Raw genomic sequence first — 24,672 nt, forward strand, 5'->3', positions numbered from 1 at the left:
ATGAAGTCGGCCGCGGTCAGCGGCGACGTGCGATGCGATAGTCCTCGTCGGCCCCGTCTTCGTCAGGCTCGTCGGGGTCGTCCTGTTCGCCACGAACGTTGCCGTTCGCGCCCTCACGACTCGACAGCTCTCGCTGCAGCGCTTCGAGGTCGGTGTCGTGGGTGCGGTACTTCAGCTCCCGGGCGACCTTCGTCTGCTTGGCCTTAGCACGGCCGCGCCCCATGGGTCGACCCCCTCGCACAACATAAACCGGGGCAACACGTCATAGACGTGTGCCCTCGGGCTCACGGTCTCATCTGCTCGTGGGTCAACGGTACCGGCATGTGCCCGGATCGTGCACCTGGGGTGGGTCCGATCATCCCGCGACACCCGGCGACGGCCCGGCGACGGCCCGGCGGGCGGATGCCCGAACCAGGAGAATCCGCGCGCGGCCCCTGCCCGGGCGCCGACCCGGTGCCGCCCGGGCACGGCCCTCGGGTTGCCCGCCTTCCGGCCCCCAACAGGGTCGGAGCGGGCTCTGACGTGATCCTCAGCGCCTCGTGGGCGGCGTTCGCGGGCGTGGGCGCGGCTCTCACGGCCCGACCGCGGGCCCGCTCGGGCGAAACGCAACTGTCGCGGTCGTCCCGGTGAAGAGCGGCGGCCGATGAACTCGGCTGTCCGGTTTCGGGCACGCCCGGACCCGCCGAGAAGCCGTCGGACAGTCCTCGTGGAGTGCGTGCCGGGTCCTCCTGAGGGTCCTCCTGAGGGTCCTCGCGGAGTCCTCGCCGAGTCCACCTGAGTCGCCGCGGAGTCGCCGACGGATGGTCGGGGTGACGAAGTCCGGGATCGGGCACGTCCGTCCGGCCGCCGGAATCGCACCGAACCCTCCCGGCATGGTGCGATAGGTCTGGTCAACGAGACCGACGACCCAACGACACCGGACGGGACGGGCGACCAGCGGATGACCCAGCGCAGGGTGCTGCTCACCGGAGCAGCAGGCAACGTGTCCCGGCTCCTGCTACCCGGCCTCGCCGGCTACCCGCTCCGGTTGACCGACCGGCCGGACCGGGCCGACTCCATCCCGGCCAACTCCGCCGGTACGGCACCGGTGGGAACCGACGCCGCACCGGCCGCCGATCCGGGCTCGGTGGAGGTACGACCGGGTGACCTGGCCGATCCGGCCTTCGTGGCCGACGTGGTCGCCGGCATGGACACCGTCGTGCACCTGGCCGCAGACCCCAGCCCGCGGGCGTCCTGGGAGGACCTGCGCGGCCCGAACTTCGACGTGGTGGCGTCTGTCCTGGAGGCGGCGCTGGCGGCTGGGGTGCGCCGGGTGGTGCTGGCCAGTTCGGTGCACGCGATGGGCGCCTACGTCCGGCGTGGCGAGGTGCCGATCGATCCGGCCTGGCCGCCGTCGCCGTGCTGCCTGTACGGCGCGAGCAAGGCGTTCACCGAGGCGATCGGGCGTACGTACGCCTACCGCACGGACCTGTCGGTGGTGTGCCTGCGGTTCGGGGGCGTCCAGCCCCGGCCGGGCTCGGTCGGCGGACTGCCGTCCTGGATCGGGCCGGAGGACCTGCGGGCACTGGTGGTCGGCGCGGTCGAGGCCGACGCCTCGAAGGTGCCGTTCGGCGTCTACCACGGGATCTCCGCCAACACCCGCCGCGAGTGGGACACCGGGAACGCCACGGCCGACCTCGGCTACGCGCCGGCCCTGGACTCCGAGGCGTTCGCCGACTCGGTGAACCCCGACGAGGAACGCGGCCTGTGCGCGGTCGGCCCACTGCCCTAGCCGTAGCCGTAGCCGTAGCCGTAGCCGACAAGCTTCGCACCACCAGATCCCCGTGAGGCCCGTAGCCGACACACCGGCGTCTCGGCGTTACGTCCTCGCGGTTCCGCCGGCCGGCGACCTTCGACCGCCGGCCACCTCTCGTAGGAGGAAACGTGAGCGAGCAGGGAAAGATCCGCGTCCTCGTCTGGTCCGAGCACACCGCCCCCAAGGAGTGGTACCCGCACGACATCAACGGCGCGGTCGCCGACGGTCTGCGCCAGGACAAGGACCAGGGATTCCAGGTGAGCACGGCCGAGCTCACCGACCCCGACCAGGGCGTCTCGGAGGAGGTGCTCGCGCAGACCGACGTACTGGCCTGGTGGGGACACCTCCTGCACGGGCACGTGCGCGACGCGACGGTCGACCGGATCGAGCGGCACGTCAAGGAACGCGGCATGGGCTTCCTCGCCCTGCACTCCTCGCACATGGCCAAGCCGTTCACCCGGCTGATCGGTGACGACGGCCGGATCGGCGGCGTGAAGCACGACGCCGGCCCGGAGTCGATCAAGGTGCTGGCTCCGGAGCACCCGATCGCCGCCGGGGTGAGCGACTTCGCCATCGACGACGAGGAGATGTACGACGAGGAGTTCGGCTGCGGCAAGCCGGACACCGTGGTGTTCCACTCGACCTTCCCCGGCGGGCACGAGTTCCGGTCCGGGTGCGCCTACACGGTCGGCAACGGGCGGGTGTTCTACTTCCGGCCGGGCCACGAGGAGAACCCCACGTACTACCGCGACGACGTACGCCACATCATTCGCAACGCCGCCCGTTGGGTGGCCGGCCGCTCCTGATCCCGTTCCGGGACAGCCGCGCGGAACGACAGAACATCACCCGACCGCGGGTCCGGCCAGGTGCCGGGCCCGCGGTCGGGTCGCGCGCGGGTGCTCGGGCCGGTCAGCTCAGCCAGAGCGGGCGGTGGCGGCCCGCGTCGGCCATCCGGCGTTCGGCCAGCCGGTCGGCCGCGACCACGGGGGGTACGCCTTCGGCGTCGGCCACCTGCAGAACGTCCCGGGTGGTGTCGAGGATCCGGGCGGCCCGGGCCCTGGCCCGCTCGAAGTCGAAGCCGTGCAGCTCGTCGGCCACCTGGATCAGGCCGCCCGCGTTGACGAGATAGTCCGGCGCGTAGAGGATGCCGCGGTCCTGCAGAAGCTTCTCGATGCCGGGGTGGGCGAGCTGGTTGTTGGCGCCACCGCAGACGATGCCGGCCCGCAGCCGGGGCACGGTGGTCTCGTCCAGCGCACCGCCCAGTGCACAGGGTGAGTAGACGTCGACGTCGGCGTCGACCAGCGCCATGGTGTCGGTCACCACGTCGACCTGGGGGTGCTCCTGGCGTACCCGGTGCACGGCGGCATTGCTGACGTCGGTGATCACGGCCTCGCCGCCGTCGGCGAGCACGTGGTCGACCAGGTGCCGGCCGACCTTGCCGACCCCGGAGACGCCCACGCGGCGGCCGCGCAGGGTGGGCGTACCCCACCGGTGTTCGGCACAGGCGCGCATGGCCTGGAACACGCCGAACGCGGTGAGGACGGAGGAGTCGCCGGCGCCGCCCTGCTCGACGGTGCGGCCGGTGACGTGGCGGGACTCCCGGGCGATCACGTCCATGTCGGGCGAATACGTGCCGACGTCGCAGGCGGTGATGTACCGGCCGCCGAGGGACTCCACGAACCGGCCGTACGCACGAAGGAGCGGCTCGGTCTTGTCCCGGTCGGGGTCACCGATGATCACGGCCTTCCCGCCGCCGAGGGCGAGTCCGGCCAGTGCGGCCTTGTAGGCCATCGCGGTGGAGAGGTTGAGGGCGTCGGCCACGGCCGCGTCCTCGCTGGGGTACGGGTGGAACCTGGTGCCGCCGAGGGCCGGCCCGAGGGCCGTGGAGGAGATCGCGATGATCGCCCGCAGCCCGCTCGTCTCGTCGGCGCAGAAGACCAGCTGCTCGTGGCCGGGGTGCCGGCCGAAAAACTCCGTCACGTTGGTGACTCCTCGCTGAGCGTGCCCGCAGGGGTGGGGCGGGCGTCCGGCTCCACCTTAGAGCGATAACGGCTGCTCAGGATCTCACTGGACAGGTGCCGCGAACGAACGGAGAGGTGCACGATGGGAGCATGCGGACTTCGGTCGTCACGCCGTACTGCTGCTACCTGCGGGTTTATGAGCCGCTGCCCGCCTTCCCGGCGCGGGAGCGGACCTCGTGGGAAGCGCAGGTGCGGGTGCCCGACCGTCCGGAAACGTCGTCTTTGGCCGTGGCCGAGCAACGGGAGTCGCTCGCCGCGTTGTTACCAATGCTGCCACCTGGTGCCGTGTCGCACGCGCGTCGCGCTTATGCGATGGAGGTGGAGGGCAACCTCCTGCTGTGTCCGGACGAATCCGCCCTTCGGGTTCGCCAGGCACTTGGTGATCTCATGATGTCGTTGCCTGAGCCCGTGTTGCGGGTCCTGCTGCCCGCGGGCGGACTGGACCGTGTCGACTTCGACGCGCTCGGTGAGGATGTGTGCCCACCGGACGCCGAACCGCACATCTTGACCGCGCGCTGGCACGTTCCGCTCGCTTGGTTCGTCATCTTTGGTGATGAGGACCGCAGTATCGGGATGGATCCCGTGGAGCTTCGCTACCGCGCACCCATGGTGGAGGCGCGCCGCCGGCTCAGCCGCGCCCACCGGCTGCTGACCCGGGCCCGCCCGGACTGGGAGATGGAGCCGCTTCGCACACTCGGCCGCTGGATCGAGTCGTTCCATCCGCACAGCTGGGTGGAGCTGGACTACGGCGGCCTCGTGCGGTTGATGGGTTCGGAGCGGGTGACCGCGGACCGCTCCGCCAGTGATGTGGCCGCTGCCCTCCAGGCGGTGGCGAAGGGTGACGACGAGGAGGCGAGAACGATCTACCACCGCCTACGGAAACAGTGGTGGGAGATGCGCGAAAAAGAGCGCGCATCGTGAAACACCGGAACAGGTCCGGAAATTCTGGGAAAACTGGGCGGAACGACCGGATTCGGGTTACGGTGAGTCACGCGAGGAGAGGGGTGGACTGGGACCACTACGTCACGTGGGGGATGCATAACGCGGCGTGACAAAAGTGGTGCTTGTCCTGACACAAGCCCCTGTCCTCGATGAGGGATTCGATGCACCATGGAGGGTGCGGGACGGACGAATGTCCGATTCTCGTGGAGGAGGCCGCTCATGACGACACGTACGCCGGAGACCGAGTCTCTGCTGACGCCGGCAGAGGTCGCGGCCATGTTCAGGGTCGACCCCAAGACAGTGACCCGGTGGGCTAAGGCAGGCAAGCTCAGCTCGATCCGGACACTTGGGGGACACCGGCGTTACCGTGAGTCCGAGGTGCGAGCGCTGCTGGCCGGGGTTCTCCCCGAACAGCGCGGGGGAGCCGAGAGCCGCTGAGAAGGTGGTTGTCACACGCTCGGACACGCAGGTACTGCGAGGTGGCGGTCCATCCCGATGAGGGAGGGGCCGCCACTTCTTCTTGTGTGTACGAGCTTGTTCGTGTGTGCGGAAAGTTTCGGCCGCGTCCGCGCCGGCCTCGGTCTGCCGGCCTTCTGCCGGGCCCTCGACGGATCGCCGGATCTCAGCGGCCCCCGGGGCAAACCGTCACGCTGAGTGAACGCCGGGCAGGTCTGCGGGTCCGCTGTCAGGGTCCGGCCAGATCGTTGCGGATTCGCGATTGGCGGTGCCCAGGGGCGTCCGGCAGGCTGACGAAGCTGACCGTCGAGGTGCCGGGGGGCGGAAGGGGCGGGCTGTGCGTGAACGCGGACCGGCGGCCCGCTGGGCCGGCGCGGCCATGGTCGCCATGGTGCTGGTTCTCCTTGCCGCCGGCGCGGTCGGCCTCGGCTGGCAGGACCGGGTCTCCCTGAACTCCCAGCAGATCTCGGCGAGGACGATCGTCGGGATCTTCGGGGTGGTGCTGGGCCTGGGGCTGGCGCTGTTCGTCGCGGCGCTGATCCTCGGCCCGTCACTGCGTCGTAAGGACCGGCCGCAGCGGACCAGCGGGGCCAGCATGGCGATCGGTTTCCTGGTCATGCTGGTGATCGTGCTGGGACTGTTCGCGTTCCGTGACCAGATCCAGGATGTTCTGCACGGCCACGGCGCCAAGCCCACCACCCCGCCCACCGTGCCACCGGTCGGCGCCGGGGCCGCCACTCCCGCGCCCGGGTCGCAGCAGGGCGCTCGCCCCAGCTGGAACTGGCCGATCGCCGTCGCCGCCGGGTTCGTCGTCGGGCTGGTCGCGCTCGCACTGGCCCTGGTCGTCCGCCGCCAGGACCCGCAAGTGCGGGAGGCCGAGGCCGAACCGTCGGCGGCGGAGGTGCACGCGGTGGTCGCCGCCGGCCGGGCCGCGCTGGCCGACCTGGACGAGCCGCGGGCGGCCGTGATCGGTGCGTACGCCGCGATGGAGGAGGCGCTGGCCCGCACGGGTGTGGCCCGCGCCGCTGCCGACACCCCGAGCGGCCTGCTCCGGCGGGCGGTGGACTCCGGGCTGTTCAGCTCCGCGGGCGCCGCGGCGGCGGAGGAGCTCACCGAGCTGTTCCGGCAGGCCCGCTACACCCGGCGCGAGCTCAACCCGCAGGTGCGCATCCGCGCGGTGGAGGTACTCGGCCGGCTGGAGAACGAACTCCGCGTGGCGGCGACCCGGGACGAGGCGGCCAGGGACGAGGCGGACAGGTGAGGCAGCTTCGCCCGATCCTGGTCGTCCTGCTGCTCGGCGCGACCCTCACCCAGCGCCTGCAGGGACTGCTGCTCGGCCTCACCATCCTGGCCGTGTCCGAGGTGGTCGGGGCGTTGCTGCGGCTGCAGGGCCCCGAACGCGTGCGCCGCCGTCCGTTGTGGGACTGGGTGCGGCGGCTGCCGTTTCCGAGGCGCCGTCGCCGGAGGTCGGCCGCGTCGTTCTCGGCGTACGACCGGATCGTCGCCGACATCGGCTGGGCGAGGTTCTCCCGGCGCGACTTCGACGTCGGGCTGCGCGAACGGCTGCTGGCCGCCGCCTCGGTACGGCTGGCCGACGGGCACGGAGTCGACCTGTCCGCGAACCCCGAGGCCGCCCGCGGGCTGCTGGGTGAGGAGGCCTGGGAGTTACTGGGACCGGGGCGGCCGGCGTCGACCGACCGGACCGCGCCCGGCCCCGACCTGCCGACGCTGGACCGGCTGGTCGGCACCCTCGAACGCCTTCGCCCCGCGGCAAGTACTGAGGCGAATACCGGGGCCAGTACCGGGCCGAGTACAGAAACGAACCCCGCGACCGGTCAGGGTGACCGGCCGGAAAGGAGCGCCCGACCGTGACGACACCGCAGAACCCCTCGGCCGCACAGAACCCGGCGACCACGCCCGACGCGTCGACCGCGCCCGGTTCCCAGGGCCTGCCGGCGCTCAGCCCGGAGCAGACCCGGGAACGCGCGCTGGCCGTCCTGGCCGAGATGGAACGCGTGATCGTCGGCAAGCGCGGCCCGCTCACCCTCGTCCTGCTCGGCATCCTCGCCGACGGCCACGTGCTGCTGGAGGACCTGCCCGGCCTGGGCAAGACGCTGCTGGCCCGGTCGTTCGCCCGGACGCTCGGCCTGCGGTTCACCCGGGTGCAGTTCACACCCGACCTGCTGCCCCAGGACCTCACAGGCGCGTCGATCTACCACCAGAAGACCGGTGAGTTCGCGTTCCAGCAGGGCCCGGTCTTCACCCAGTTGCTGCTCGCCGACGAGATCAACCGCACGCCGCCGAAGACGCAGGCCGCGCTGCTGGAGGCGATGGAGGAGCGGCAGGTTTCCGCCGACGGGGTGACCCGCGCGCTGCCCGCGCCGTTCGTGGTGCTGGCGACGGAGAACCCGATCGAGTACGAGGGCACCTATCCGCTGCCGGAGGCGCAGCTGGACCGGTTCGTCCTGCGTACCCGGCTCGGCTACCTCACCGCCGAACTGGAGGCGGACATGGTGCGCCGACGCCTGGACCGGGGCGCCGAGCGGCCGGTACCCAACCAGGTCGTGGAGCCGGCCGAGCTGCTGGCCATGAGCGCGTCGCTGGAGCAGGTGGAGGTGCACGACGACGTGCTGGCGTACGTCGTGGCGCTGGTGCAGGCCACCCGAGAGCACCCGAAGGCGCAGGTGGGCGCCAGCCCGCGCGGCACCCTGGCGGTCACCCAGCTGGCCCGGGGCGCGGCGGTGCTGGCCGGCCGCGACTACGTCACGCCCGAGGACGTGCAGCAGGTGGCCGTCGCCGCGCTCGGGCACCGCCTCGTGCTGCGGCCGGAGCTGTGGGTACGCCGGGTGTCCGGCGAGGACGTGATCACCGAACTGCTCGGCCGGGTGCCGACGCCGAGCACCCGGATCTTCGACCGCTCCGGCGTCGCCCGGTGACCACGGCTGCCACCCCGCCGCCAACTGCGACGGGCCCGACTCGGCCGGCGTCGCCGTTGCCCGGGGTCGAGGTCACGCCGATCTGGCGGCTGAGCAGGCTGGCGATCCGGATGGCGGTGTTCGGCGCGCTGGCGCTGGTGGCCGGCATCGTCGCCGCCCGCCCCGAACCCGTCCTGGTCGCCGCGCCCTGCCTGGTTGCCCTGGTCGTCGCGCTGCGCCGCCCGCGCCCGGAGACGGTCCGGGTGGAGGCGGCGCTCTCGGAGCCGCGCAGCTTCGAGGACGAGGACGTCGAGGTGCACGTCGTGGTGCGCGCGGAGGAGGTGCTCGGCGAGATCGGGCTCGACCTGGCGCTGCCGCCGACGTTCGAGGTCGAGGGTGAGCGGGCCTGCCGGGAGTTCGAGGTGCGGAGCATGTCGCACACCTGGACGGTCCGGGCGCGGCGGTGGGGGCGCTGGCGGGCGGGGCCGCTGCGGCTACGGGTACGCAGCCGCGGGTGGGCTTACGTCGGGACCGCCACGCTGTCCCTGGCCGAGCTCACGGTCTTTCCGCCGCCCTCGGCGGCCCGCGAGGTCGCCGTACCTCCCACGCTGCTGGCCCGGGTGGGCAGCCACGTCGCCAGGCGCGCCGGCCCCGGGGTGGAGTTCGCGGGAATCCGTACGTACGCACCCGGCGATCCGGTGCGGCGCGTCAACTGGCCGGTGAGCACCCGGCGCGGTGAGTTGTTCGTCAACGAGTACGCCGCCGAGCGGGCCGCGGACGTGGTGGCGGTCGTGGACACCACCGTGGACCTCGGGCCGTTCGGGCGGTCCTCCCTCGACCTCGCGGTGCGCGGGGCGGCCACCGTGGTGCAGGCGTACCTGCGCTACGCCGACCGGGTGGGGGTTGTCACGCTCGGCGGTGCGCTGCGGTGGCTGACCCCCGACGTCGGCACCCGGCAGTACTACCGCATCGTGGAAACCCTGCTCGCGTCCCGCGTGGACGAGAGCTACCTCGAGCCCGAGCTCGCCCACTTCCCGCCCCAGGCCCTGCCGCCGCGCGCGCTGGCGTTCGTGTTCACCCCGCTGGTCGACCCGCGCGCCGCCGAGGCCGTACGCGACCTGCGCGAACGCGGCCACCCGGTGATCGTCGTCGACGTGCTGTCCACCGAACCCGAACCCTCGCCCCGCGAACCCGACAGCGAGCTGGCACTGCGGGTCTGGCGGCTGGAACGCGAGGTCCTCCTGCACGGTCTGGTGGAGATGGGGGTGACCGTGCTGGCCTGGGACGAGGAGGTCGGCATCGCCTTGGACCGGGTCCGGCTGGAGCCGCTGCTGGGAGGTGCGCGATGAGGATCGGTCCGCTCGCCGCGGCGGTGGCGGCCGGCGCGTGCGTGCTGGGGTTCGTGGTGGTCCTGCTGGAGGTGCTGCCGCCGTCGGCGCTGGTCTGGGTCGGGCTGCCCACGGCGGTGGCGCTGTGCCTGGGATACGCGGGCGTGGTCGGGGCCTGCGTCCGGGGACGGGCCCCGGGGCTCGGCGGCCTGGCCGACCTCGGGCTGGGTGCGTTCGGCACGGTCGGGCTGGCCCTGGCCGCGCTCGGGGTCATGCTGTCGGCCGACAGCGGGCGGCTGCCGGTGCCCACCGCCGCGGTGCTGGGGCTGCTGGCGCCGGCGTACCTCGTGCTGGTGGAACTGGCCCAGTCGCTGGCAGGGGAGGAGGGCTGGCAGCCGGAAGGCACCCGGGCCTCGGGGTCGGGCGCGAGCACGGCCTGGCTGTCCGGCTGGGTGCGCACCCTCACCCCGCTGCTCGCCGCCGGGCTCGCCGCCGCGGTGGTGCTGTCCGTCGTGGTCGTACTCCCGCTCCCGCCGGCCGCCTGGCTGGTGGTGACCGCCCCGGCGATCCTGGCCGTCGCGGTCATGCTCGTCCTGCCGCGCCACTCCCGCCGCTGAACGGGACCCGGCCCGGCGCGTTCCTCGCGTCGGACCGGGATTCAGGGACGCGGTCAGGCCAGGGTCAGGCGGGGTGGGTCGCGGAGCTCGCGCCGGGCGTGGTCGCGCCGTACCGCCGGATCTCCTGCTCCAGCTCGAGCGGGCGGATGCCGTCCTTGCGACCGGCGAGGGTGGCCTCGTCGAGCAGGGCGGCCGGGACGAACCACGCCACCTCGAACTCGATGCCGTCCGGGTCGCGGCCGTACAGGCTCTTGCTGGTGCTGTGGTCGCTGGCCCCGACCAGCGCGCCGGCGGCGACCAGCCGGCCCCGCACGGCGTCGAGCTCGGCGAGCGTGTCGACCTCCCACGCGAGGTGGTAGAGGCCGACCGTGGACCGGCCGGCCTGGGAGGCGCCGGCCTGCGCGCCGATCTCGAACAGGCCGAGGTCGTGGTCGTTGGCCGAGCCCGCCGCCTGCAGGAACGCCGCGCCGGTGAAGCCCTCCGGGGTCATGTCGACGCGCCGGAAGCCGAGCACGTCGGAGTAGAACGCCACGCTGCGGTCCACGTTCCGCACGTACAGCACGGCGTGGTTGAGCCGGGTGATCGGCATGCCGACCGTCCTCCCTGGAACGAGCCAGTTAGTTGAACCAGCCAGTTAGTTGAACTTTTGATTACCGCAACCGTAACAGAAGACCGTCAAGCGTTCAACCAGTTCGGAGTACGATGGGGGCCGTGACGGACACCAGGTGGCTCGACGACGGTCAGCAGCGGGTCTGGCGGGACTTCCTCGCCGCGACCCGGCTGTTCTTCGAGCGCCTCGACCAGGAGCTGCAGGCCGAGTCGGGGATGCCGCACGCGTACTACGAGATCCTCGTCCGGCTGTCGGAGCATCCGGACCGGGAGATGCGGATGAGCGAGCTGGCCGACGTGCTCGGCTCTTCCCGCAGCCGGCTCTCCCACGCCGTCGCCCGGCTGGAGGAACGCGGCTGGGTGCGGCGCCGGGCCTGCGCCACCGACCGGCGCGGATACCTCGCCGCACTGACCGACGACGGCTTCGCCGCGCTCGAGGCCGCCGCCCCGGGGCACGTGGAGGGCGTACGCCGGCATCTGTTCGACCAGCTCAGCGACGACCAGGTGGCCGAGCTCGGCACGATCAGCGCCACCCTCGCCCGCCACCTGGAAGCCGGTCGCGAGAGCGCGTCCCGGCGGGCCCGCGAGTCGGGCGCGGAGCCGGCGTAGGGAAGGCCCCGGACAGGCATGGCCTAGGGTGCTCGGCGTGGCCTCGACGTACAAGCTGGTGATCTTCGACTGCGACGGCGTGCTCGTCGACAGTGAGCCCCTCGCCCTCCGGGTCGACACCGAACTCTTCGCCGAACTCGGCTGGCCGCTGTCCAGCGAGGAGATCGCGCGGCGGTTCGTGGGCCGGACCACCGACTACATGATGGGCGAGCTGGCCGCGCACCTCGGCGGGCCGGTGCCCGAGGACGTCCACGCCAGGTTCACCGCGCGCTACCGCGAGGTGCTCGCCGCCGAACTCCGCCCGGTCGAGGGGATCATCGAGGCGCTCGACCGGATCACCGGCCTCACCTGCGTCGCCTCCAGTGGCAGCCACGAGAAGATGCGGTTCACCCTGGGCCTCACCGGACTGTACGAACGCTTCGACGGCCGCATCTTCAGCGCCACCGAGGTCGCGCACGGCAAGCCCGCTCCCGACCTGTTCCTGCACGCGGCGCACACGCTCGGCGTCGACCCGGGTGACTGCGCGGTGATCGAGGACAGCGAGTACGGCGTATTGGCCGCGCGGGCGGCCGGGATGACGGCGTACGGTTATGTCGGCGGTGGGATCATCCCCGCCGAACGGCTCGCCGGCCCCGGCACCACGTTGTTCGACGACATGCGCGAGCTTCCGGGGCTGCTCGGGGAGGAGTGACCCGGCGATGTCACTGGTCGGCCGGAAGGGTTCTGGCGCGCAGGCCCGGTTGGCCGACGCCCAGGCGGGCACGGCCCGCCTGCAGGGCTGACGGAGGGCCGTCATCGGTCGGCGCGGACGATCGCGGCGAGCTGGGTCCGCGAGGTGACGCCGAGCTTCGGATAGGCCTTGTAGAGGTGGTATCCGACGGTACGCGGGCTCAGGAACAGCCGGGCCGCGATGTCGCGGTTGGAGCTCCCCTCCGCGGCCAGCCGGACGATCTGCAGCTCCTGCGGTGTGAGGGTGGCCAACAGGTCCGGGTCCTGGCCGGCCTGCGGGCCGCTCGGCCCGGTGGGCACGGTCGGTGCTCCGGCAGCTCGCAGCTCGGCCCGGGCGCGGGCCGCCCACGGGTCGGCGGCCAGATGCTCGAACGCGGTGAGCGCGGCTGCGAGTTGGGCGCGCGCGTCGGCCGGGCGGTGGGCCCGGCGCAGCCACTCGCCGTACAGCAGCCTGGTGCGCGCGGCCTCCCACTGCTTCGCAGACGACTCGTGCAGCTCGAGCGCCGCGGCGAAGTTCGCCTCCGCCTCGTCGTCGGACGCCACCAGTGCCCGGCACCGGCGGACGAGAGCGTCGACCCAGGGCTGGCGTACCCACGAAGCCCATTCGGTCAACCGGGCAAGGGGTTCGGCTGCCCGCTCCGGTGCGGCGAGGCGAACGGCCGCCTCCACCAGGTCGGGTGCGCTGCGGGTCGCGGGAATCTGGTGCCGGGCAGGACCGCGTGCGAGCGTCTCGAGCCGGGTCAGGCTCGCCTCGGTGCGACCGGTCGCGAGGTCGTACGTCGCCAGCGCCCACCGGGTCCACGACGGGCCGGGTGAGGAGTCGCCGGCGGTAGCGGCGCGCACGGCGTCGACGAGTTCCCGTAGGTGTGCTTCGTCGCCGCGCACGGCGGCGAGATAGGCGCGGACGCCGCCGAAGTGGCTCACCGCGTGTGCCTGGCCGGTGTCGGCGCCGATCCGCATCGCCTCGTCCAGCCGGGCGGCGGCGTCGCGGTGCCGGCCGAGGAAGAGTTCGGCCTCGCCGAGGGAGCCGAGCGCGCCGGCGAGCCAGCCGATCCGGCCCTGCGCCCGAACCTGGTCGACGGAGGACGCGAACACGTCGTACGCCAGGTCGTCCTGGGCGAGGATCCAGGCCGAGCCGCCGATCATCACCGTGGTGCCGGGATCGCCGGTGCCGAACCGCCCGAGCGCCTCGGCGACGATCGCCGGCCGGGGACCGTCGTCCCTTTCGCCGGCGGGGTCCTCGGCTCCGCTGGCCAGCCGGGCCAGCAGGATCATCAGTGGCAGGATCGCCCGGTGCGGATGGCCGGCGGGCAGCCGTACGTCGCGCAGGCGGTCGGCCGTCGAGCGGCTCAGGTCACGGTCGCCGGTGAACCACGCGACGTACATCGCCTGCATCACCAGCCAGGCGGCCAGCGGCTGGTCGTGCGGGGCCACCGCGGCGGCTCCGTCGAGCAGGACGCGGTGTGCGGCGGGAAAGGCGCCGGCCCAGAAGTGGGTGTTCGCGCGGACCAGCGCGAGCCGGGCGTGTTCGGTCGAACGACCTCCGTCCTGGCCGTGCTCGGCGTCCTGGTCGGCAGGAGTGTTCGGGACCCGGTCGGCGAGAGCGAGCGCCCGGGCGAAGTCGCCGGACTGGGCGGCGGCCTCGGCGGCCAGCAGCATCCGCCGGGCGCGGTCGTGCGCGGTGGTGCTCGAGCGGGCGGCGCGTTCGTACGCCGTCGCGGCGGCAGCGTCCCCACCGCGCTCGGCCGCACGGGTCGCGGTGGCCTCGAGCTCGGCGGCGACCTGCTCGTCGGGGCCGGTGCTCGCCAGCGCGAGGTGCCAGGCTCGGCGGTCGCGGTCGGCGGGTTCGCCGAACGCCGCGGCCAGCGCCCGGTGCGCCTTCAGCCGCAGCCCGAGCGGAGCCCCTTCGTACACTGCCGCGCGTACCAACTGGTGACGGAACCGGACCGTGCCGGCGTCGGCGACCACCAGCCCGGCGGACTCGGCGTCGGCCAGGTCCTCCAGCCCGGCGCCGAGTTCGCCTGCCGCCCGGAGCACGACGTCGAGGTGGCCGGCCTCCTCGGCCGCGGCGACCAGCAGCGCGAGCTGCGTCCTCGGCGGGAGCCGGCGTACCTGCCCGTCGAAGGCGACCCGCAGGCGTTCGGTCAGCGGGAGCGCGCCCGGCCGGATCGCCTCTCCGGGCGGCGCGGCGGCGAGCGCGGCGGGTAGCTCGGCCAGCGCCAGCGGATTGCCGTACGCCTCGGCGAGTACACGGGCGCGCACCTGGGTTGTCAAGCGCTCCTTGACAGGGTGGGCGTCGAGCAGGGCGTTCGCTGCATCGGAGTCGAGGCCTTCGAGGCGAAGCTCGGCGACCCCGGCCGGGGGGAACGCGTCCGCCGCGTCCCGGGCGGCGACCACCAGGGCCACGCCCTCGGCGTCCAACCGGCGGGCGGCGAACGACAACGCGTCCGCCGACGCCTGGTCCAGCCACTGCGCGTCGTCGACGAGGCAGACGGCGCCGCCGTCCTCGGCAACCTCCGACAGCAGGGACAAGACGCCGAGCCCGACGAGGAACCGGTCGCCTCCCGCCGGGGCCTCCGACAACCCGAACGCGGCGGCGAGCGCGCTCGCCTGGGGGGGTGCGAGTGCGCCGATCCGGTCCAGTGCCGGGTGCAGCAGCAGGTGGAGGCCGGCGTACGGCAACGTCGCCTCCGCCTCGATCCCGGCGCCGCGCAGGACGCGCAACCCCGCGGCGCGCGCCCGTTCGGCCACGTCGTCGAGCAGCGCGGTCTTGCCGATGCCCGGCTCGCCCCGCAGGACCAGCACGCCGCTGCGGCCCGCGCTGGCGCCCTTGACCAGGGCGGCCAGGCGTTCCTGCTCGCTCGCCCTGCCGTACAACACCGCTGCACGGTACCCGGGTGATCCGCATCAGTCATGCGCCGGTCATGCGCCGGTCGCGCGGCGGACCAGTCATTCGACAGATGCCGCGTACACCCCGGGATTCCTAACGTGTGAGGCACAACGACAACGCACCACACACTTCACGAACGGCTGAAAGCCAGTAGGAGGTCACCACCATGAGCGACTTCACCGAACTCGTCGAGCGCTACATCGCCACCTGGAACGAGACCGACCCGGCCGCACGCCGGGCAGGTGTCGAGGCGGTCCTCGCCGAGGACGGCACCTACACCGACCCGCTGGTCGACGTGGCCGGGCACGACGCGTTCGACGCGACGATCGCCGCGGTGCAGGCGCAGTTCCCGGGCCTTGAGTTCCGGCTCGGCGGCGGCGTCGACACCCACCACGACATCGCGCGGTTCACCTGGGAGCTGGGGCTGGCCGGCGGCGAGGCGCTGGTGGTCGGGTTCGACGTCGCGGTACGCGGCGAGGACGGGCGGATCCGGGCGGTGCTCGGGTTCCTGGACAAGGTGCCCGCCGGCGCCTGAGGTCCCGGGCCGCTGATCCCTCCGTTCGGTACGAGTTCCGGCCGGGCGCCGTACGCCCGCCACCCGAATGGTTTGACCTGAACCAAGGTTGAGCCAGCAGGGTGGCGGGCGTGGGCGCGTTCCGACCCGGAGCGCTCGTGGACGGAGGAGGAGACGTGGATCGGATGTGGGCGATACGGGTGAGGGCGTTCGGCGGGCCGGAGGTCCTGGCGCCGGAACGGGTGCCCGCACCGGTTGCCGGGCCGGGCCAGGTGGTCGTCGGGGTCGAGGTGGCGGACACCGGCTTCGTCGAGACCCAGATCCGCCGCGGTGCCTGGCAGAACTACTTCCCGATCGAGCTCCCGTGGGTGCCCGGCAACGCGGTGGCCGGCCGGGTGCTCGCGGTCGGTGCGGACGTGGACCCGGCTTGGGTCGGCCGTCGCGTGGCCACCGCGACGGCCGAATGGGGCGGGTACGCCGAACAGGCACTGGCTCCTGTCGAGACGCTGATCGCGGTGGCCGACGACCTGGAGACGACCGTCGCGGCCGCGCTGCTGCACGATGGGGTCACCGCGCTCGGGGTGTTCGAACCGGCCGCGCCCGCGCCGGGGGAGACCGTGCTGGTCACCGCCGCCGCTGGCGGGATGGGCGTACTCCTGGTCCAGTTGGCCCGGTCGGCCGGCGCCCGGGTGATCGGGGCGGCGCGAGTCTCGGCCAAGCTGGACCACCTGCGCACCTACGGCATCGACGTGGTCGACTACGGCCGACCCGACTGGGCGGCGCGGGTCCGGGCGCTGGCCGGGCCGCGCGGTGTGGACGTCACCTTCGACGGTGCCGGCGGCGACATCGGGCGGGCGGCGTTCGAGCTGACCGCGGAAGGGGGGGCGCATGTCCGCCCACGGTGCGCCCGGCGGCGCCTTCGCCACCGTCGATCCGCACGAGGCCGAGCGCCGCGGGGTGAAGCTGCGCGGCATCACCGACGTGCAGTTCGCGCCGGTGGAGGCGGCCCGGCTGGCCGGCCGGGCACTGGAGCTGGCGGCCGCCGGCCGGATCGCGCCGGTGATCGGGGCGAGGTTCCCGTTGGCGCGCGCGGCCGACGCGCACGCGGCGATCGAGGCGCGGACGGTCGTGGGCAAGACGCTGTTGACAGTCGGCTGAAGGCTTCGCCGGGTCAAGAGTTCACCGCTGTACGACGTACTCGGGCGGGGGAGGGAGCCCGCCGCTCCCTCCCCCGCCCTTCCTTCCCCCCGGCGCCGGCTCGTCCGCGACGGCTCCGGCAGCCGTCATGATGTGCGGACGTGACCGACGCGTCCTGGCGGGATCGGCCGGGCAGCTGCCCGACGGCTGAGGTCCGGTCTCAGCCGAGCGCGCTGCCGGCCCTCCATTGCGACCAGGAGAGGTTCCAGTCGCCGTAGCCGTTGGTGAGTTCCATCCGCGGCCCGGCGGGGTTGTGCACCTCGACCGGATCGCCGATGCGGGTGTGGTGGAACAGCCAGTCGGAGTCCTCGAGGTTCATGCCGACGCAGCCGTGGCTGACGTTGGAGTTGCCCTGGGACCCGGTGGACCATTCGGCGGTGTGCAGGAACTCACCGCTCACCGTGACCCGGATCGCGTACTGCGAGAGCAGGCTGTAGCTCTCCGGAACGTTGATCATCTCGTTGGTGAAGACGTAGTCGGTCTGCTTGTCGATGATCACCTTGATGCCCTGCCGGGTTTCCCAGCCGGGCTTGCCGCCGGTGACCGCGATGGTGCGCTCGAGCTTTCCGTCGACGTACGCCCGCGCGTGGTGGTCCACCAGGTCGACCTTGGTGACCACGGAGTTGCCGATCTCGAAGTTGCGGGTGAGGTTCGCCGTACCCCACACGTCCGCACCGGCGTTCACCTTGTCCAGGTCGGCGGACAGCGTCACCTTGGTGTGGGCCGGCCAGTACGCCTTTGGCCGGTAGTGGATCTCGGAGGGGCTGATCCAGTGCCAGGCGCCCACGACCGGCCTGGAGGCCTTCACCTGCAGGCGCTTCTCCACCGCGGCGCGGTCGCGTACGGCCGTGGAGAACCGTACGGCGATCGGCATGGCCACGCCGACCTCGGCGCCCTCGCGCGGCATGACGTCGGTGCCCAGCGTCTTCGTCGGCTCGGTGGTACTGAACGTCCGGGACGTCTGCGAACTCTTCCCGTCGCTGTTGACCGCCTGTGCCTGCACGCTGTAGACCTCGGTCGGCACGAGCGCGCCGGTGGCCGTCCACGTCGTTCGCGCGGGGTTCAGCGCACCCGTCAGCGCCCGCCCGTAGTGGTCGGTCACCCGGACCCGGGTGAGCATGCCTCCGGATGCCACCACCTTGACCGGGGTGTGCAGACCGACCGCCACCGCGTTGTCGAGCGGGTTGGTGGCGATCCGGGCCAGTGGCGCCGAGCCGCGCTGGTCCTTTTCCCCGCCGGACCCCGTGCAACCCGCGGCCAGGGCGGTGCACGTCGCGAGCACGAGAATTCCGAGGCCGCGAACTCCGATCCTGCTGCCGTTACCGCGGCCGTCTTTCCGTCCGCGAGGACGGGTGAATTCGGCAGATCCGGTGAATTCGGCGGACCCGGTGAATTCGGGCGAACCGGAGCGTTGTGTCGGTGTCGAACCGCTGGTCTGCGCCGGATGTGCCGGGCGCCCTCGTCGTAGGACCATCTCGACCCCCTGTACCGGCAGGCTTCGGGCGAGGTATGGACTTCCTTCAGCAGGGCCTCGGCGCTGAGGTGGTGCACCTGTCTTGGGGAAGGTCATCGCTGTGGTGCCACACAAAGATTACCCAACGACAGAGGTCGGCAACTGGCAGTGAGAGTTTTTCGTCGCGCGGTGGCGTCACCCGCTCACCGGCCCTTCGAAATGTCGGTGACAAAGAGGGTCGGATCCTGTTCGGGGATATCGAAGAATAGGAGGGAAATGCGTGGCGTCATTCCTCTCGCTGTGACCCGAATGCCCGCCAACTCGAAAAATGCGCGCCGGCCGGGCGAAGTGGTCGGATAGCATCCCGCGCATGCCCGGTGATCACGGCGGCTCCGTTCCGCCCGTTCGCTATCGCTCCCCCGACGAGGACAGCGCCCGCTGGCTGGACTTCGCGTTCCGGCCCGGCGACATCGTGATCAGCACCCGCTCCAAGAGCGGTACGACCTGGATGCAGATGATCTGCGCGTTGCTGGTCTTCCACACCCCCGACCTGCCCGCTCCGCTGGCCGCGCTGTCACCGTGGGTGGACTGGCTGGCCGAGCCCGCCGACGATATGTTCGCCAGGCTCGCGGCGCAGCGGCACCGGCGGTTCGTGAAGACCCACACGCCGCTGGACGGTGTGGTGCTCGACCCGCGGGCGACGTACGTCGTGGTCGCCCGGCACCCGCTGGACATGGCGGTCTCGCTCTACCACCAAAGTGCCAACATCGACCGCGACCGGCTGCGGGAGCTCACCGGCCGGCCCGCCCCCGCGCCATCTCCTGGGTCGTCTCCCGAGCCCGCCCGGCCGCCCCGGCCACGGCCGGCACTGCGGGAGTGGCTGCTGTCGTGGGCCGCGAGCAGGGCCGACCCCCGGGAGGAGATGGACTCCCTGCCCGGGGTGGTGTGCCACCTGTCCGACGCGTGGGCACGCCGCGACGAACCGAACGTCGTCCTCGTTCACTACGACGACCTGTCCGCCGACCTGGCGGGGCAGATGCGCCGGCTCGCGGACGTTCTCCGGATCGAGGTGCCCGACCGGACGTGGCCGGCGCTCGTCGAGGCGGCGACGTTCGACCACATGCGGGCCCGCGCCGACGAGCTCACCCCCAACCCGGCCGGCGTCCTGAAGGACAACGCGGCGTTCTTCCGCCGCGGCCGGTCCGGTGCGGGCCGGGAGGTTCTCGGTGAGGACGAGTGGGCCACCTACCGGGCACGTACGCGGGCGATGGTGCCGGCCGACCTGTGGGAGTGGCTGCACCGGGAGCCGGCGGCGGGGTGACTCGCAGCGTCCGCCCGGACGCGGGCGTCAGTCGCGGTGGACGTTCGTCAGGTTCTGTGTCGTCACGTGAACCGGGCCGGCGCACCGGGCCGCCAGGCCAGCCCGTGGTCGATCCGGATCCGCATCGACGGATGGATGTCGAGGGACGGCAACTCGCTCACCGGCACCCAGCGGGCCTCACTGGTCTCGCCCGGCTGCGGCCGTAGCGAACCACCGACCGGCTCCGCCCGGAAACAGACGCTGAACTGCTGGCGTACCTCGCCGTCGTCGTACCGCATCACGTGCCTCGGGTCGGTATACACGCCGACCAGCCCGGTGACCGAGACGTCGAGTCCGGTCTCCTCCGCGGTCTCGCGTACGGCAGCGTGCATGGCGGACTCGCCGCGGTCGACACCGCCACCGGGCAGTGCCCACCTGTCGTTGTCCACCTTGTGGATCAGCAGCAGGTGCGCTTCATCGGTGACGACAGCGGTGACCGACGGGACGATGCCGGTGGGAAACGGCGCGTTCGGGTCGTCCCAGAAGTCGACGCGTGCCACGGGCGGCCTCCCGCTCTCGTTTGCCGGCACTCGTTGTCCGGCACTCGTTGCCGTGCTGTCGAGCCAAGCTCTCCCGACCGATGAGTTCCGGCCGGTATGCCGGTCCACACCGCAGAGCGTTTCACGCCGCTCACTGACTCACCCGCTGCGCCGCCACACCCGTTGCACCGCGTCGTCCGAGCCAGTGCCCCAACCCTTCCACATCGCTTACCTGCAAGGAGTTTCCCATGCACTCGAAGACCGTTCCGGCCGGGACGAACAGACTGTCCGCAGCGTTGGCGGCCGTGCTCGCGACGCTCGCGCTGCTGGCCGCGTCGGCTGGGGTCGTCGTCGGACCGGCGACGACCGCCCGCGCCGACGACCGATCACCGAACGACGGCCGGCACCAGCCGGTCACGCGCTGGACCGCGGCGTGGGCCGCCGCCGTGCACCACCCGTTCCTGATGCCGGACGTCTTCGGGCCCAACTGGTCGGAGGAGGGGTTCGCCGACCAGACGGTGCGTCAGGTCGTCCGGGTCACCACCGGCGGCGCACGCCTTCGGGTCCGGCTGTCCAACCGCTTCGGCACAGCGCCGCTGCGGGTCGCCGGCGTCACCGTCGCCAGGGCGGGCGACGGAGCGGCGGTCCGGCCAGGGAGTCTGCGCCCGGTGACGTTCGGCGGCCGGACGAGCACGACGATTCCGGCCGGCAAGGACCTCGCCTCCGACCCGGTGCGGCTGCCGACGCGGGCGCTGCAGCGGCTCGCGGTGACGACGTACTTCGCCCAGCCGACGGGCACCACGACGTTCCACGAGGGCGGGCTGACCACCACCTACCGCGCAGCCGGTGACCAGCGCTTCGCCATCGCGGGCGGGCCGTTCGGTGGCGAGACCACCCACTCGTACTACTTCCTCACCGGAGTGGACGTCACCCGTGGAGCCGGTCGCCAGGTCGGCACCGTGGTGGCCTTCGGCGACTCCATCACCGACGGCGCCTACTCCACCGCGAACTCCGACAACCGCTACCCGGACGAGCTCGCCGAGCGCCTGGTGGCCGCCGGGCGACGGCTCGGGGTCGTCAACCTCGGCATCAACGGCAACAAGGTCCTCGGCGAGTCGACCTGTTTCGGCGAGCGGGGAGTCACGCGGTTCGGCCGGGACGCACTCGGCCAGCCTGGCGTCCGCACCGTGATCGTGCTCGAGGGCATCAACGACATCGGTGCCGGTGGGCTGCCGGACTTCGGCTGCGGCGCCTCGCCGAAGGTCACCACCGAACAGCTCATCGCCGGCCACCGCGCCATGATCGCGGCCGCGCACGCCCGTGGGGTCAAGATCCTGGGGGCGACGCTCACTCCGGTGAAGGGCAACAAGTACGGCTACGACACCCCGGAGAACGAACGCATCCGTGACGAGGTGAACCACTGGATCCGGACCAGCGGAGAGTACGACGGGGTGGTCGACTTCGACCGTGCGGTCGCCGACCCGGACGACCCGGACGCGTACCTGCCCGCCTACGACGGCGGCGACGCCCTGCACCCCAACGACGCGGGCATGCGGGCGATGGCCGAGGCGATCGACCTGGCCGATCTCTGAACCGATCTCCGAGCCGAGTTTCCGGACCCTGAACGGGCGCGGGTCCCGGGCGCCGTCGATCGGCACCCGGGACCCGCGCTCTACGTCGGCCCGCTCAGCGGGCCCCGCTCGTCATCAGGCGGTTCGTCAGGCGCGGGGGCCGTTCCAGTCGACGAGCTGGACGATCACGCCGTTGGGGTCGCGTACCTGGAAGGCGCGCTCACCCCACTCCTCGGCGGTCAGCGGCATGGTGATCGTCACGCCCTCCGCCTGCAGCCGGGCGAGTTCGCCCTCCAGGTCCTCGACCACGAAGGCCAGGATGATCCCGCCGGCGTGATCATCCTGCTGGTCGTCGGGCAGGGTCTCCAGCCCGCGCCGCAGGAAGATGACGTTCATGCCGGCGTCCTCCCGGCTCAGCGAGACGAATCCGGGTGCGGCCATCTCCTCCACGAAGCCGAAGTGCCTGGTGAGAAACGCGCCGGCTGCCGACACGTCGTCGACGTTCAGCGACACGGCGGACGAGGTGATCTTCACGGGACTCCCTGTGGCGCTTGTGCGATCGCTGTGCTGTACGTCGTACATGGTACGGCGTACATCGTACGATGCGCAAGAATGATTCCCGTGCCGATCGAACGCAGCAGCGCCGGCGACCCCGCCCGCACCCTCGCCCTGTTGTGGCGGGACCCCTCCGTGGTGCCGCGCCGGGGCCCCGCGCGCGGCCTGAGCCTGGACACGGTGGTCGACGCCGCTACCGAACTCGCCGACGAGGAGGGCCTGGCCGCGGTGACCATGCGCCGGGTGGCCGAGGCGGTCGGCGTCGCGCCGATGACGCTCTACACCTACGTCCAGGGCAAGGCGGAGTTGCTCGACCTGATGCTGGACGCGACGTACGCCCGGATGCGCCGCGCCGACACCGGCGGCGAGCCGTGGCGACGGCGGCTCACCGCGGTGGCGGAGGAGAACCGCGCGCTGTACGACGCACACCCGTGGGCGGCCCGCGTCTCCACTCTCCGGCCGCCGCTGGGACCCGGGCTGGTCGCGAAGTACGAGCACGAGCTCGCTGCCTTCGACGGGCTCGGGCTCACCGACGTCGACCGGGACGACTGCCTGACGTACCTCCTGGCGTTCGTCCAGGCCAACGCCCGGGCCCGGATCGAGGCCCGCGCCGCGGCGGCGGACAGTGCGATGAACGACGAGCAGTGGTGGGCGGCCGCGGGCCCCCTGCTGGCCAGGGTGCTCGACCCGCAGACCTACCCGCTGGCCACCCGGGTCGGTTCGGCCGCGGGTGCGGCACACGGCAGCGCGCACGACCCCGACCACGCGTTCACGTTCGGCCTGGAACGGGTCCTCGACGGTCTGGCCGTGGTCGTCGACCACCAGGCGAAGGAGCCGGAAGAGCCGAGCCGACCGGAACGGTCCAGACGGTCGCGCTGACCGGTGCCCGCCGCGGGGTGGAGACCTTAGGCGCCGATGCGCTCGGAGAGCTCCAGGAGCCGGTTCGCGAATCCCCACTCGTTGTCGTACCACGCGAAGATCTTGACCTGGTCGCCGACGACCTGGGTGAGGGGTGCGTCGAAGATCGCCGAGTGGGGGTTGCCCACGATGTCGGCGGAAACGAGCGGCGCCTCCGAGTAGGCAAGGTAGGGCGACAGTCCGGGGGTCGCCGCCGCCGCGCGGAAGGCCTCGTTGACCTCGTCCACGGTCGCGGTCCGCGTGAGCCTGGCGGTGAGGTCGGTGATGGAGCCGACGGGCACGGGCACCCGTAGCGCGAGGCCGGTGAGCTTGCCGTCGAGTTCGGGGATGATCCGGCCGATCGTGCGCGCGGCGCCGGAGGAGGTCGGGATGGTGGACAGGCCGGCCGCGCGGGCGCGCCGGAGATCGCTGTGCGGGGCGTCGTGGAGGCGCTGGTCGCTGGTGTAGGCGTGGATGGTCGTCATGAGCCCGGACTCGATGCCGAACGCCTCGTGCAGCACCTTCGCCATCGGGGCCAGGCAGTTGGTGGTGCAGGAACCGTTCGAGAACACGTCCCCCGACACGTCGAGCGCGTCGTCGTTGACTCCGAGCACGACCGCCGGAACCTCGCCGTCGGCCGGGGCGGAGATGAGGACCTTGCGCGCTCCCGCGGTCAGGTGCCGGCGGGCGCCGGCCGAGTCGGTGAACCGGCCAGTGGACTCGACGACGACGTCGACCTGCTCCTCACCCCAGGGGATGTCGGCCGGCTCGCGTTCTGAGGTGACGCGGATGCGCGCGCCGTCGACGACAATCGCGTCCTCGTCGGTCTTCACGCCGTCGAGGTGCCCGGCCAGCGAGTCCCACTCCAGAAGTGAGGCGAGAGTGGCGGCGTCGGCGATGTCGTTGATCGCGACGATCTCGACATCCACCTCGCTGCGCAGGGCGGCCCGCAGGTAGCTGCGGCCGATGCGGCCGAAGCCGTTGATTCCGATCCGAACGGTCATGGGGTCTGTCTCCTTCTCGGGTTGGTCAGGTCAGTGGCCGGAGTCGCCGGGCTCGTCGGCGTCGGCGTCGGCTGCGACGGCGGCTGCGTGTGCGGCGTCGAGTAGACGAACGGCTCCGCGGACGGCGGCGTCCATCGGTCCCTGCTCGCCCTTCGCGCGGGCGAGTACGTAGCCGCCCTGGAGGACCGCGGCCAGCGTCCGGGCGAGCTCGGCGGGGACTGTGTCCGCCGGGAGTTCTCCGGCTGTGACCGCCGCCGCGATCGCCTGCTCCCAGCGGCCGAGCATCGTGTCGAACGCGTCCGCGACGATCGCGAGGAGCTCCGGGTCGGCGACGACCTGCGGGTCCTGCGTCATCCGGCCGACCCGGCATCCCCGGGTCCCCGGCCGCGGCCGCGAGAGGTAGCTCTTGATCCGCTCCAGCGGGGAGCCTTCTCCCTCGAGGACCGAGGACTCGCCCGCCATCTCACCCGTGACTGCCGACAGCACCTCGACCGCCAGCGCGTGCTTGCCGCTGAAGTGGTGGTACATGCTGCCCTGGCCGACCCCGGCGCGTGCCATCACGTCGCGCGGGCTCGTCGCGGCATAGCCACGCTCCCACAGCAGGTCCGCCATCGCGCTCGTCAACTGGTCACGTGAGCTCATGCGGCCACTGTAACAACTAGTATGTACGCAACGCCATGAGCCCGCGGCGACGCGGGCTGAGTCGACGCCCAGGCCGTGTCCTAGCCTGA

26 protein-coding genes and 1 pseudogene are annotated in these 24,672 nt (G+C 72.3%); 17 read left to right on the forward strand and 10 right to left on the reverse strand.

Annotated elements, in window-relative coordinates:
* Window positions 1–16: 16 nt before the first annotated feature.
* Window positions 17–223 (reverse strand): DUF3073 domain-containing protein, encoded by a 207-nt coding sequence (locus tag ABZV93_RS21530; RefSeq protein WP_354938921.1) that lies wholly within the window; start codon window positions 221–223, stop codon window positions 17–19.
* 717 nt (window positions 224–940) lie between these two features.
* On the opposite strand from ABZV93_RS21530, the gene ABZV93_RS21535 reads away from it, so the two are divergent.
* Together ABZV93_RS21535 and ABZV93_RS21540 are read left to right on the forward strand one after the other, a co-directional pair.
* A complete protein-coding gene (locus ABZV93_RS21535) occupies window positions 941–1,771 on the forward strand; it encodes an NAD(P)-dependent oxidoreductase (RefSeq protein ID WP_354938923.1) in 831 nt (276 codons plus the stop codon).
* Between the two features lie 152 nt (window positions 1,772–1,923).
* On the forward strand, window positions 1,924–2,601 hold the full coding sequence (locus ABZV93_RS21540; protein WP_354938925.1) for a ThuA domain-containing protein: 678 nt from the start codon (window positions 1,924–1,926) through the stop codon (window positions 2,599–2,601).
* 103 nt (window positions 2,602–2,704) lie between these two features.
* Here the strand turns inward: ABZV93_RS21540 and ABZV93_RS21545 are convergent, their stop codons facing one another.
* A complete protein-coding gene (locus tag ABZV93_RS21545) occupies window positions 2,705–3,775 on the reverse strand; it encodes a Glu/Leu/Phe/Val dehydrogenase dimerization domain-containing protein (protein WP_354938927.1) in 1,071 nt (356 codons plus the stop codon).
* A 131-nt stretch (window positions 3,776–3,906) separates the two neighbouring features.
* Between ABZV93_RS21545 and ABZV93_RS21550 the strand changes: the two genes are divergently transcribed.
* The 7 genes from ABZV93_RS21550 (at window position 3,907) to ABZV93_RS21580 (ending at window position 10,074) form a co-directional block, all read left to right on the forward strand.
* Window positions 3,907–4,737: a hypothetical protein gene (locus ABZV93_RS21550; RefSeq protein WP_354938929.1), complete on the forward strand. Its 831-nt coding sequence runs from the start codon at window positions 3,907–3,909 to the stop codon at window positions 4,735–4,737.
* Window positions 4,738–4,977: 240 nt separating this feature from the next.
* The gene (locus ABZV93_RS21555; protein WP_092651690.1) at window positions 4,978–5,196 is read left to right on the forward strand and encodes a BldC family transcriptional regulator; all 219 of its coding nucleotides are present in this window, start codon (window positions 4,978–4,980) and stop codon (window positions 5,194–5,196) included.
* Between the two features lie 355 nt (window positions 5,197–5,551).
* Window positions 5,552–6,475 (forward strand): DUF4129 domain-containing protein, encoded by a 924-nt coding sequence (locus tag ABZV93_RS21560; RefSeq protein WP_354938931.1) that lies wholly within the window; start codon window positions 5,552–5,554, stop codon window positions 6,473–6,475.
* Window positions 6,472–7,086 (forward strand): hypothetical protein, encoded by a 615-nt coding sequence (locus ABZV93_RS21565; RefSeq protein WP_354938933.1) that lies wholly within the window; start codon window positions 6,472–6,474, stop codon window positions 7,084–7,086. The genes ABZV93_RS21560 and ABZV93_RS21565 overlap by 4 nt, the downstream gene beginning before the upstream one ends.
* Window positions 7,083–8,150: a MoxR family ATPase gene (locus ABZV93_RS21570; RefSeq protein WP_354938935.1), complete on the forward strand. Its 1,068-nt coding sequence runs from the start codon at window positions 7,083–7,085 to the stop codon at window positions 8,148–8,150. The genes ABZV93_RS21565 and ABZV93_RS21570 overlap by 4 nt, the downstream gene beginning before the upstream one ends.
* A 56-nt stretch (window positions 8,151–8,206) precedes the next feature.
* Window positions 8,207–9,478, forward strand: a complete 1,272-nt coding sequence (locus ABZV93_RS21575) for a DUF58 domain-containing protein (protein WP_354938937.1) — start codon at window positions 8,207–8,209, stop codon at window positions 9,476–9,478.
* Window positions 9,475–10,074 carry a hypothetical protein gene (locus tag ABZV93_RS21580; protein WP_354938939.1) on the forward strand — a complete coding sequence of 200 codons (600 nt, stop codon included), beginning with the start codon at window positions 9,475–9,477 and terminating at the stop codon, window positions 10,072–10,074. Before ABZV93_RS21575 ends, ABZV93_RS21580 begins: the two co-directional genes overlap by 4 nt.
* Window positions 10,075–10,138: 64 nt before the next feature.
* Here the strand turns inward: ABZV93_RS21580 and ABZV93_RS21585 are convergent, their stop codons facing one another.
* The gene (locus tag ABZV93_RS21585; RefSeq protein ID WP_354938941.1) at window positions 10,139–10,663 is read right to left on the reverse strand and encodes a VOC family protein; all 525 of its coding nucleotides are present in this window, start codon (window positions 10,661–10,663) and stop codon (window positions 10,139–10,141) included.
* Window positions 10,664–10,785: 122 nt separating this feature from the next.
* Here ABZV93_RS21585 and ABZV93_RS21590 point away from each other — a divergent pair, with 122 nt between their 5' ends.
* Together ABZV93_RS21590 and ABZV93_RS21595 are read left to right on the forward strand one after the other, a co-directional pair.
* The gene (locus ABZV93_RS21590) at window positions 10,786–11,292 is read left to right on the forward strand and encodes a MarR family transcriptional regulator (RefSeq protein ID WP_354938943.1); all 507 of its coding nucleotides are present in this window, start codon (window positions 10,786–10,788) and stop codon (window positions 11,290–11,292) included.
* A gap of 37 nt (window positions 11,293–11,329) precedes the next feature.
* Window positions 11,330–11,983 (forward strand): HAD family hydrolase, encoded by a 654-nt coding sequence (locus tag ABZV93_RS21595; protein ID WP_354938945.1) that lies wholly within the window; start codon window positions 11,330–11,332, stop codon window positions 11,981–11,983.
* Window positions 11,984–12,084: 101 nt separating this feature from the next.
* Here ABZV93_RS21595 and ABZV93_RS21600 read toward each other — a convergent pair whose 3' ends face one another.
* Complete coding sequence (locus ABZV93_RS21600; protein WP_354938947.1) at window positions 12,085–14,901, reverse strand: LuxR family transcriptional regulator; 2,817 nt, start codon at window positions 14,899–14,901, stop codon at window positions 12,085–12,087.
* 176 nt (window positions 14,902–15,077) lie between these two features.
* Between ABZV93_RS21600 and ABZV93_RS21605 the strand changes: the two genes are divergently transcribed.
* Window positions 15,078–15,446, forward strand: coding sequence for a nuclear transport factor 2 family protein (locus ABZV93_RS21605; protein ID WP_354938949.1), 369 nt, complete (start codon window positions 15,078–15,080; stop codon window positions 15,444–15,446).
* Window positions 15,447–15,768: 322 nt separating this feature from the next.
* Here ABZV93_RS21605 and ABZV93_RS21610 read toward each other — a convergent pair whose 3' ends face one another.
* A complete protein-coding gene (locus ABZV93_RS21610) occupies window positions 15,769–16,143 on the reverse strand; it encodes a hypothetical protein (RefSeq protein WP_354938951.1) in 375 nt (124 codons plus the stop codon).
* Between ABZV93_RS21610 and ABZV93_RS21615 the strand changes: the two are divergent.
* Both ABZV93_RS21615 and ABZV93_RS21620 read left to right on the forward strand, forming a co-directional pair.
* A pseudogene (locus ABZV93_RS21615) lies at window positions 16,070–16,252 on the forward strand (zinc-binding dehydrogenase); the annotation flags it as partial. The gene ABZV93_RS21610 and the pseudogene ABZV93_RS21615 sit on opposite strands and share 74 nt — an antisense overlap.
* A gap of 61 nt (window positions 16,253–16,313) precedes the next feature.
* On the forward strand, window positions 16,314–16,583 hold the full coding sequence (locus ABZV93_RS21620; RefSeq protein WP_354938953.1) for a zinc-binding dehydrogenase: 270 nt from the start codon (window positions 16,314–16,316) through the stop codon (window positions 16,581–16,583).
* A gap of 199 nt (window positions 16,584–16,782) precedes the next feature.
* On the opposite strand, the gene ABZV93_RS21625 is transcribed toward ABZV93_RS21620, so the two are convergent.
* Entirely contained in the window at window positions 16,783–17,904 is a 1,122-nt protein-coding gene (locus ABZV93_RS21625; RefSeq protein ID WP_354938955.1) for an Ig-like domain-containing protein, read from the reverse strand.
* Between the two features lie 541 nt (window positions 17,905–18,445).
* Here ABZV93_RS21625 and ABZV93_RS21630 point away from each other — a divergent pair.
* Window positions 18,446–19,396 carry a sulfotransferase domain-containing protein gene (locus tag ABZV93_RS21630; protein ID WP_354938957.1) on the forward strand — a complete coding sequence of 317 codons (951 nt, stop codon included), beginning with the start codon at window positions 18,446–18,448 and terminating at the stop codon, window positions 19,394–19,396.
* Between the two features lie 62 nt (window positions 19,397–19,458).
* Here ABZV93_RS21630 and ABZV93_RS21635 read toward each other — a convergent pair whose 3' ends face one another.
* Window positions 19,459–19,935, reverse strand: a complete 477-nt coding sequence (locus ABZV93_RS21635) for an NUDIX domain-containing protein (RefSeq protein ID WP_354938959.1) — start codon at window positions 19,933–19,935, stop codon at window positions 19,459–19,461.
* Between the two features lie 227 nt (window positions 19,936–20,162).
* On the opposite strand from ABZV93_RS21635, the gene ABZV93_RS21640 reads away from it, so the two are divergent.
* Window positions 20,163–21,506, forward strand: coding sequence for an SGNH/GDSL hydrolase family protein (locus ABZV93_RS21640; protein ID WP_354938961.1), 1,344 nt, complete (start codon window positions 20,163–20,165; stop codon window positions 21,504–21,506).
* A gap of 126 nt (window positions 21,507–21,632) precedes the next feature.
* Here ABZV93_RS21640 and ABZV93_RS21645 read toward each other — a convergent pair whose 3' ends face one another.
* A complete protein-coding gene (locus ABZV93_RS21645; RefSeq protein WP_354938963.1) occupies window positions 21,633–22,019 on the reverse strand; it encodes a VOC family protein in 387 nt (128 codons plus the stop codon).
* 78 nt (window positions 22,020–22,097) lie between these two features.
* Here ABZV93_RS21645 and ABZV93_RS21650 point away from each other — a divergent pair, with 78 nt between their 5' ends.
* A complete protein-coding gene (locus ABZV93_RS21650; protein ID WP_354938965.1) occupies window positions 22,098–22,919 on the forward strand; it encodes a TetR/AcrR family transcriptional regulator in 822 nt (273 codons plus the stop codon).
* A 26-nt stretch (window positions 22,920–22,945) separates the two neighbouring features.
* Here the strand turns inward: ABZV93_RS21650 and gap are convergent, their stop codons facing one another.
* Both gap and ABZV93_RS21660 read right to left on the reverse strand, forming a co-directional pair.
* The gene (gap, locus tag ABZV93_RS21655) at window positions 22,946–23,941 is read right to left on the reverse strand and encodes a type I glyceraldehyde-3-phosphate dehydrogenase (RefSeq protein WP_354938967.1); all 996 of its coding nucleotides are present in this window, start codon (window positions 23,939–23,941) and stop codon (window positions 22,946–22,948) included.
* A 30-nt stretch (window positions 23,942–23,971) separates the two neighbouring features.
* Window positions 23,972–24,583 carry a TetR/AcrR family transcriptional regulator gene (locus ABZV93_RS21660; RefSeq protein WP_354938969.1) on the reverse strand — a complete coding sequence of 204 codons (612 nt, stop codon included), beginning with the start codon at window positions 24,581–24,583 and terminating at the stop codon, window positions 23,972–23,974.
* Window positions 24,584–24,672 lie beyond the last annotated feature (89 nt).

Source organism: Actinopolymorpha sp. NPDC004070 (assembly GCF_040610475.1).
Taxonomy (GTDB): domain Bacteria; phylum Actinomycetota; class Actinomycetes; order Propionibacteriales; family Actinopolymorphaceae; genus Actinopolymorpha.

What these genes read in the sequence shown, in the direction of transcription:
- ABZV93_RS21555 (WP_092651690.1), top strand. Translation starts at nt 4,978, where the DNA reads ATGACGACACGTACGCCGGAGACCGAGTCTCTGCTGACGCCGGCAGAG.
- ABZV93_RS21640 (WP_354938961.1), top strand. Translation starts at nt 20,163, where the DNA reads ATGCACTCGAAGACCGTTCCGGCCGGGACGAACAGACTGTCCGCAGCG.
- ABZV93_RS21650 (WP_354938965.1), top strand. Translation starts at nt 22,098, where the DNA reads ATGATTCCCGTGCCGATCGAACGCAGCAGCGCCGGCGACCCCGCCCGC.
- ABZV93_RS21535 (WP_354938923.1), top strand. Translation starts at nt 941, where the DNA reads ATGACCCAGCGCAGGGTGCTGCTCACCGGAGCAGCAGGCAACGTGTCC.
- ABZV93_RS21580 (WP_354938939.1), top strand. Translation starts at nt 9,475, where the DNA reads ATGAGGATCGGTCCGCTCGCCGCGGCGGTGGCGGCCGGCGCGTGCGTG.
- ABZV93_RS21620 (WP_354938953.1), top strand. Translation starts at nt 16,314, where the DNA reads ATGTCCGCCCACGGTGCGCCCGGCGGCGCCTTCGCCACCGTCGATCCG.
- ABZV93_RS21660 (WP_354938969.1), bottom strand. Translation starts at nt 24,583, where the DNA reads ATGAGCTCACGTGACCAGTTGACGAGCGCGATGGCGGACCTGCTGTGG.
- ABZV93_RS21550 (WP_354938929.1), top strand. Translation starts at nt 3,907, where the DNA reads ATGCGGACTTCGGTCGTCACGCCGTACTGCTGCTACCTGCGGGTTTAT.
- ABZV93_RS21585 (WP_354938941.1), bottom strand. Translation starts at nt 10,663, where the DNA reads ATGCCGATCACCCGGCTCAACCACGCCGTGCTGTACGTGCGGAACGTG.
- ABZV93_RS21630 (WP_354938957.1), top strand. Translation starts at nt 18,446, where the DNA reads ATGCCCGGTGATCACGGCGGCTCCGTTCCGCCCGTTCGCTATCGCTCC.
- ABZV93_RS21530 (WP_354938921.1), bottom strand. Translation starts at nt 223, where the DNA reads ATGGGGCGCGGCCGTGCTAAGGCCAAGCAGACGAAGGTCGCCCGGGAG.
- ABZV93_RS21605 (WP_354938949.1), top strand. Translation starts at nt 15,078, where the DNA reads ATGAGCGACTTCACCGAACTCGTCGAGCGCTACATCGCCACCTGGAAC.
- gap (WP_354938967.1), bottom strand. Translation starts at nt 23,941, where the DNA reads ATGACCGTTCGGATCGGAATCAACGGCTTCGGCCGCATCGGCCGCAGC.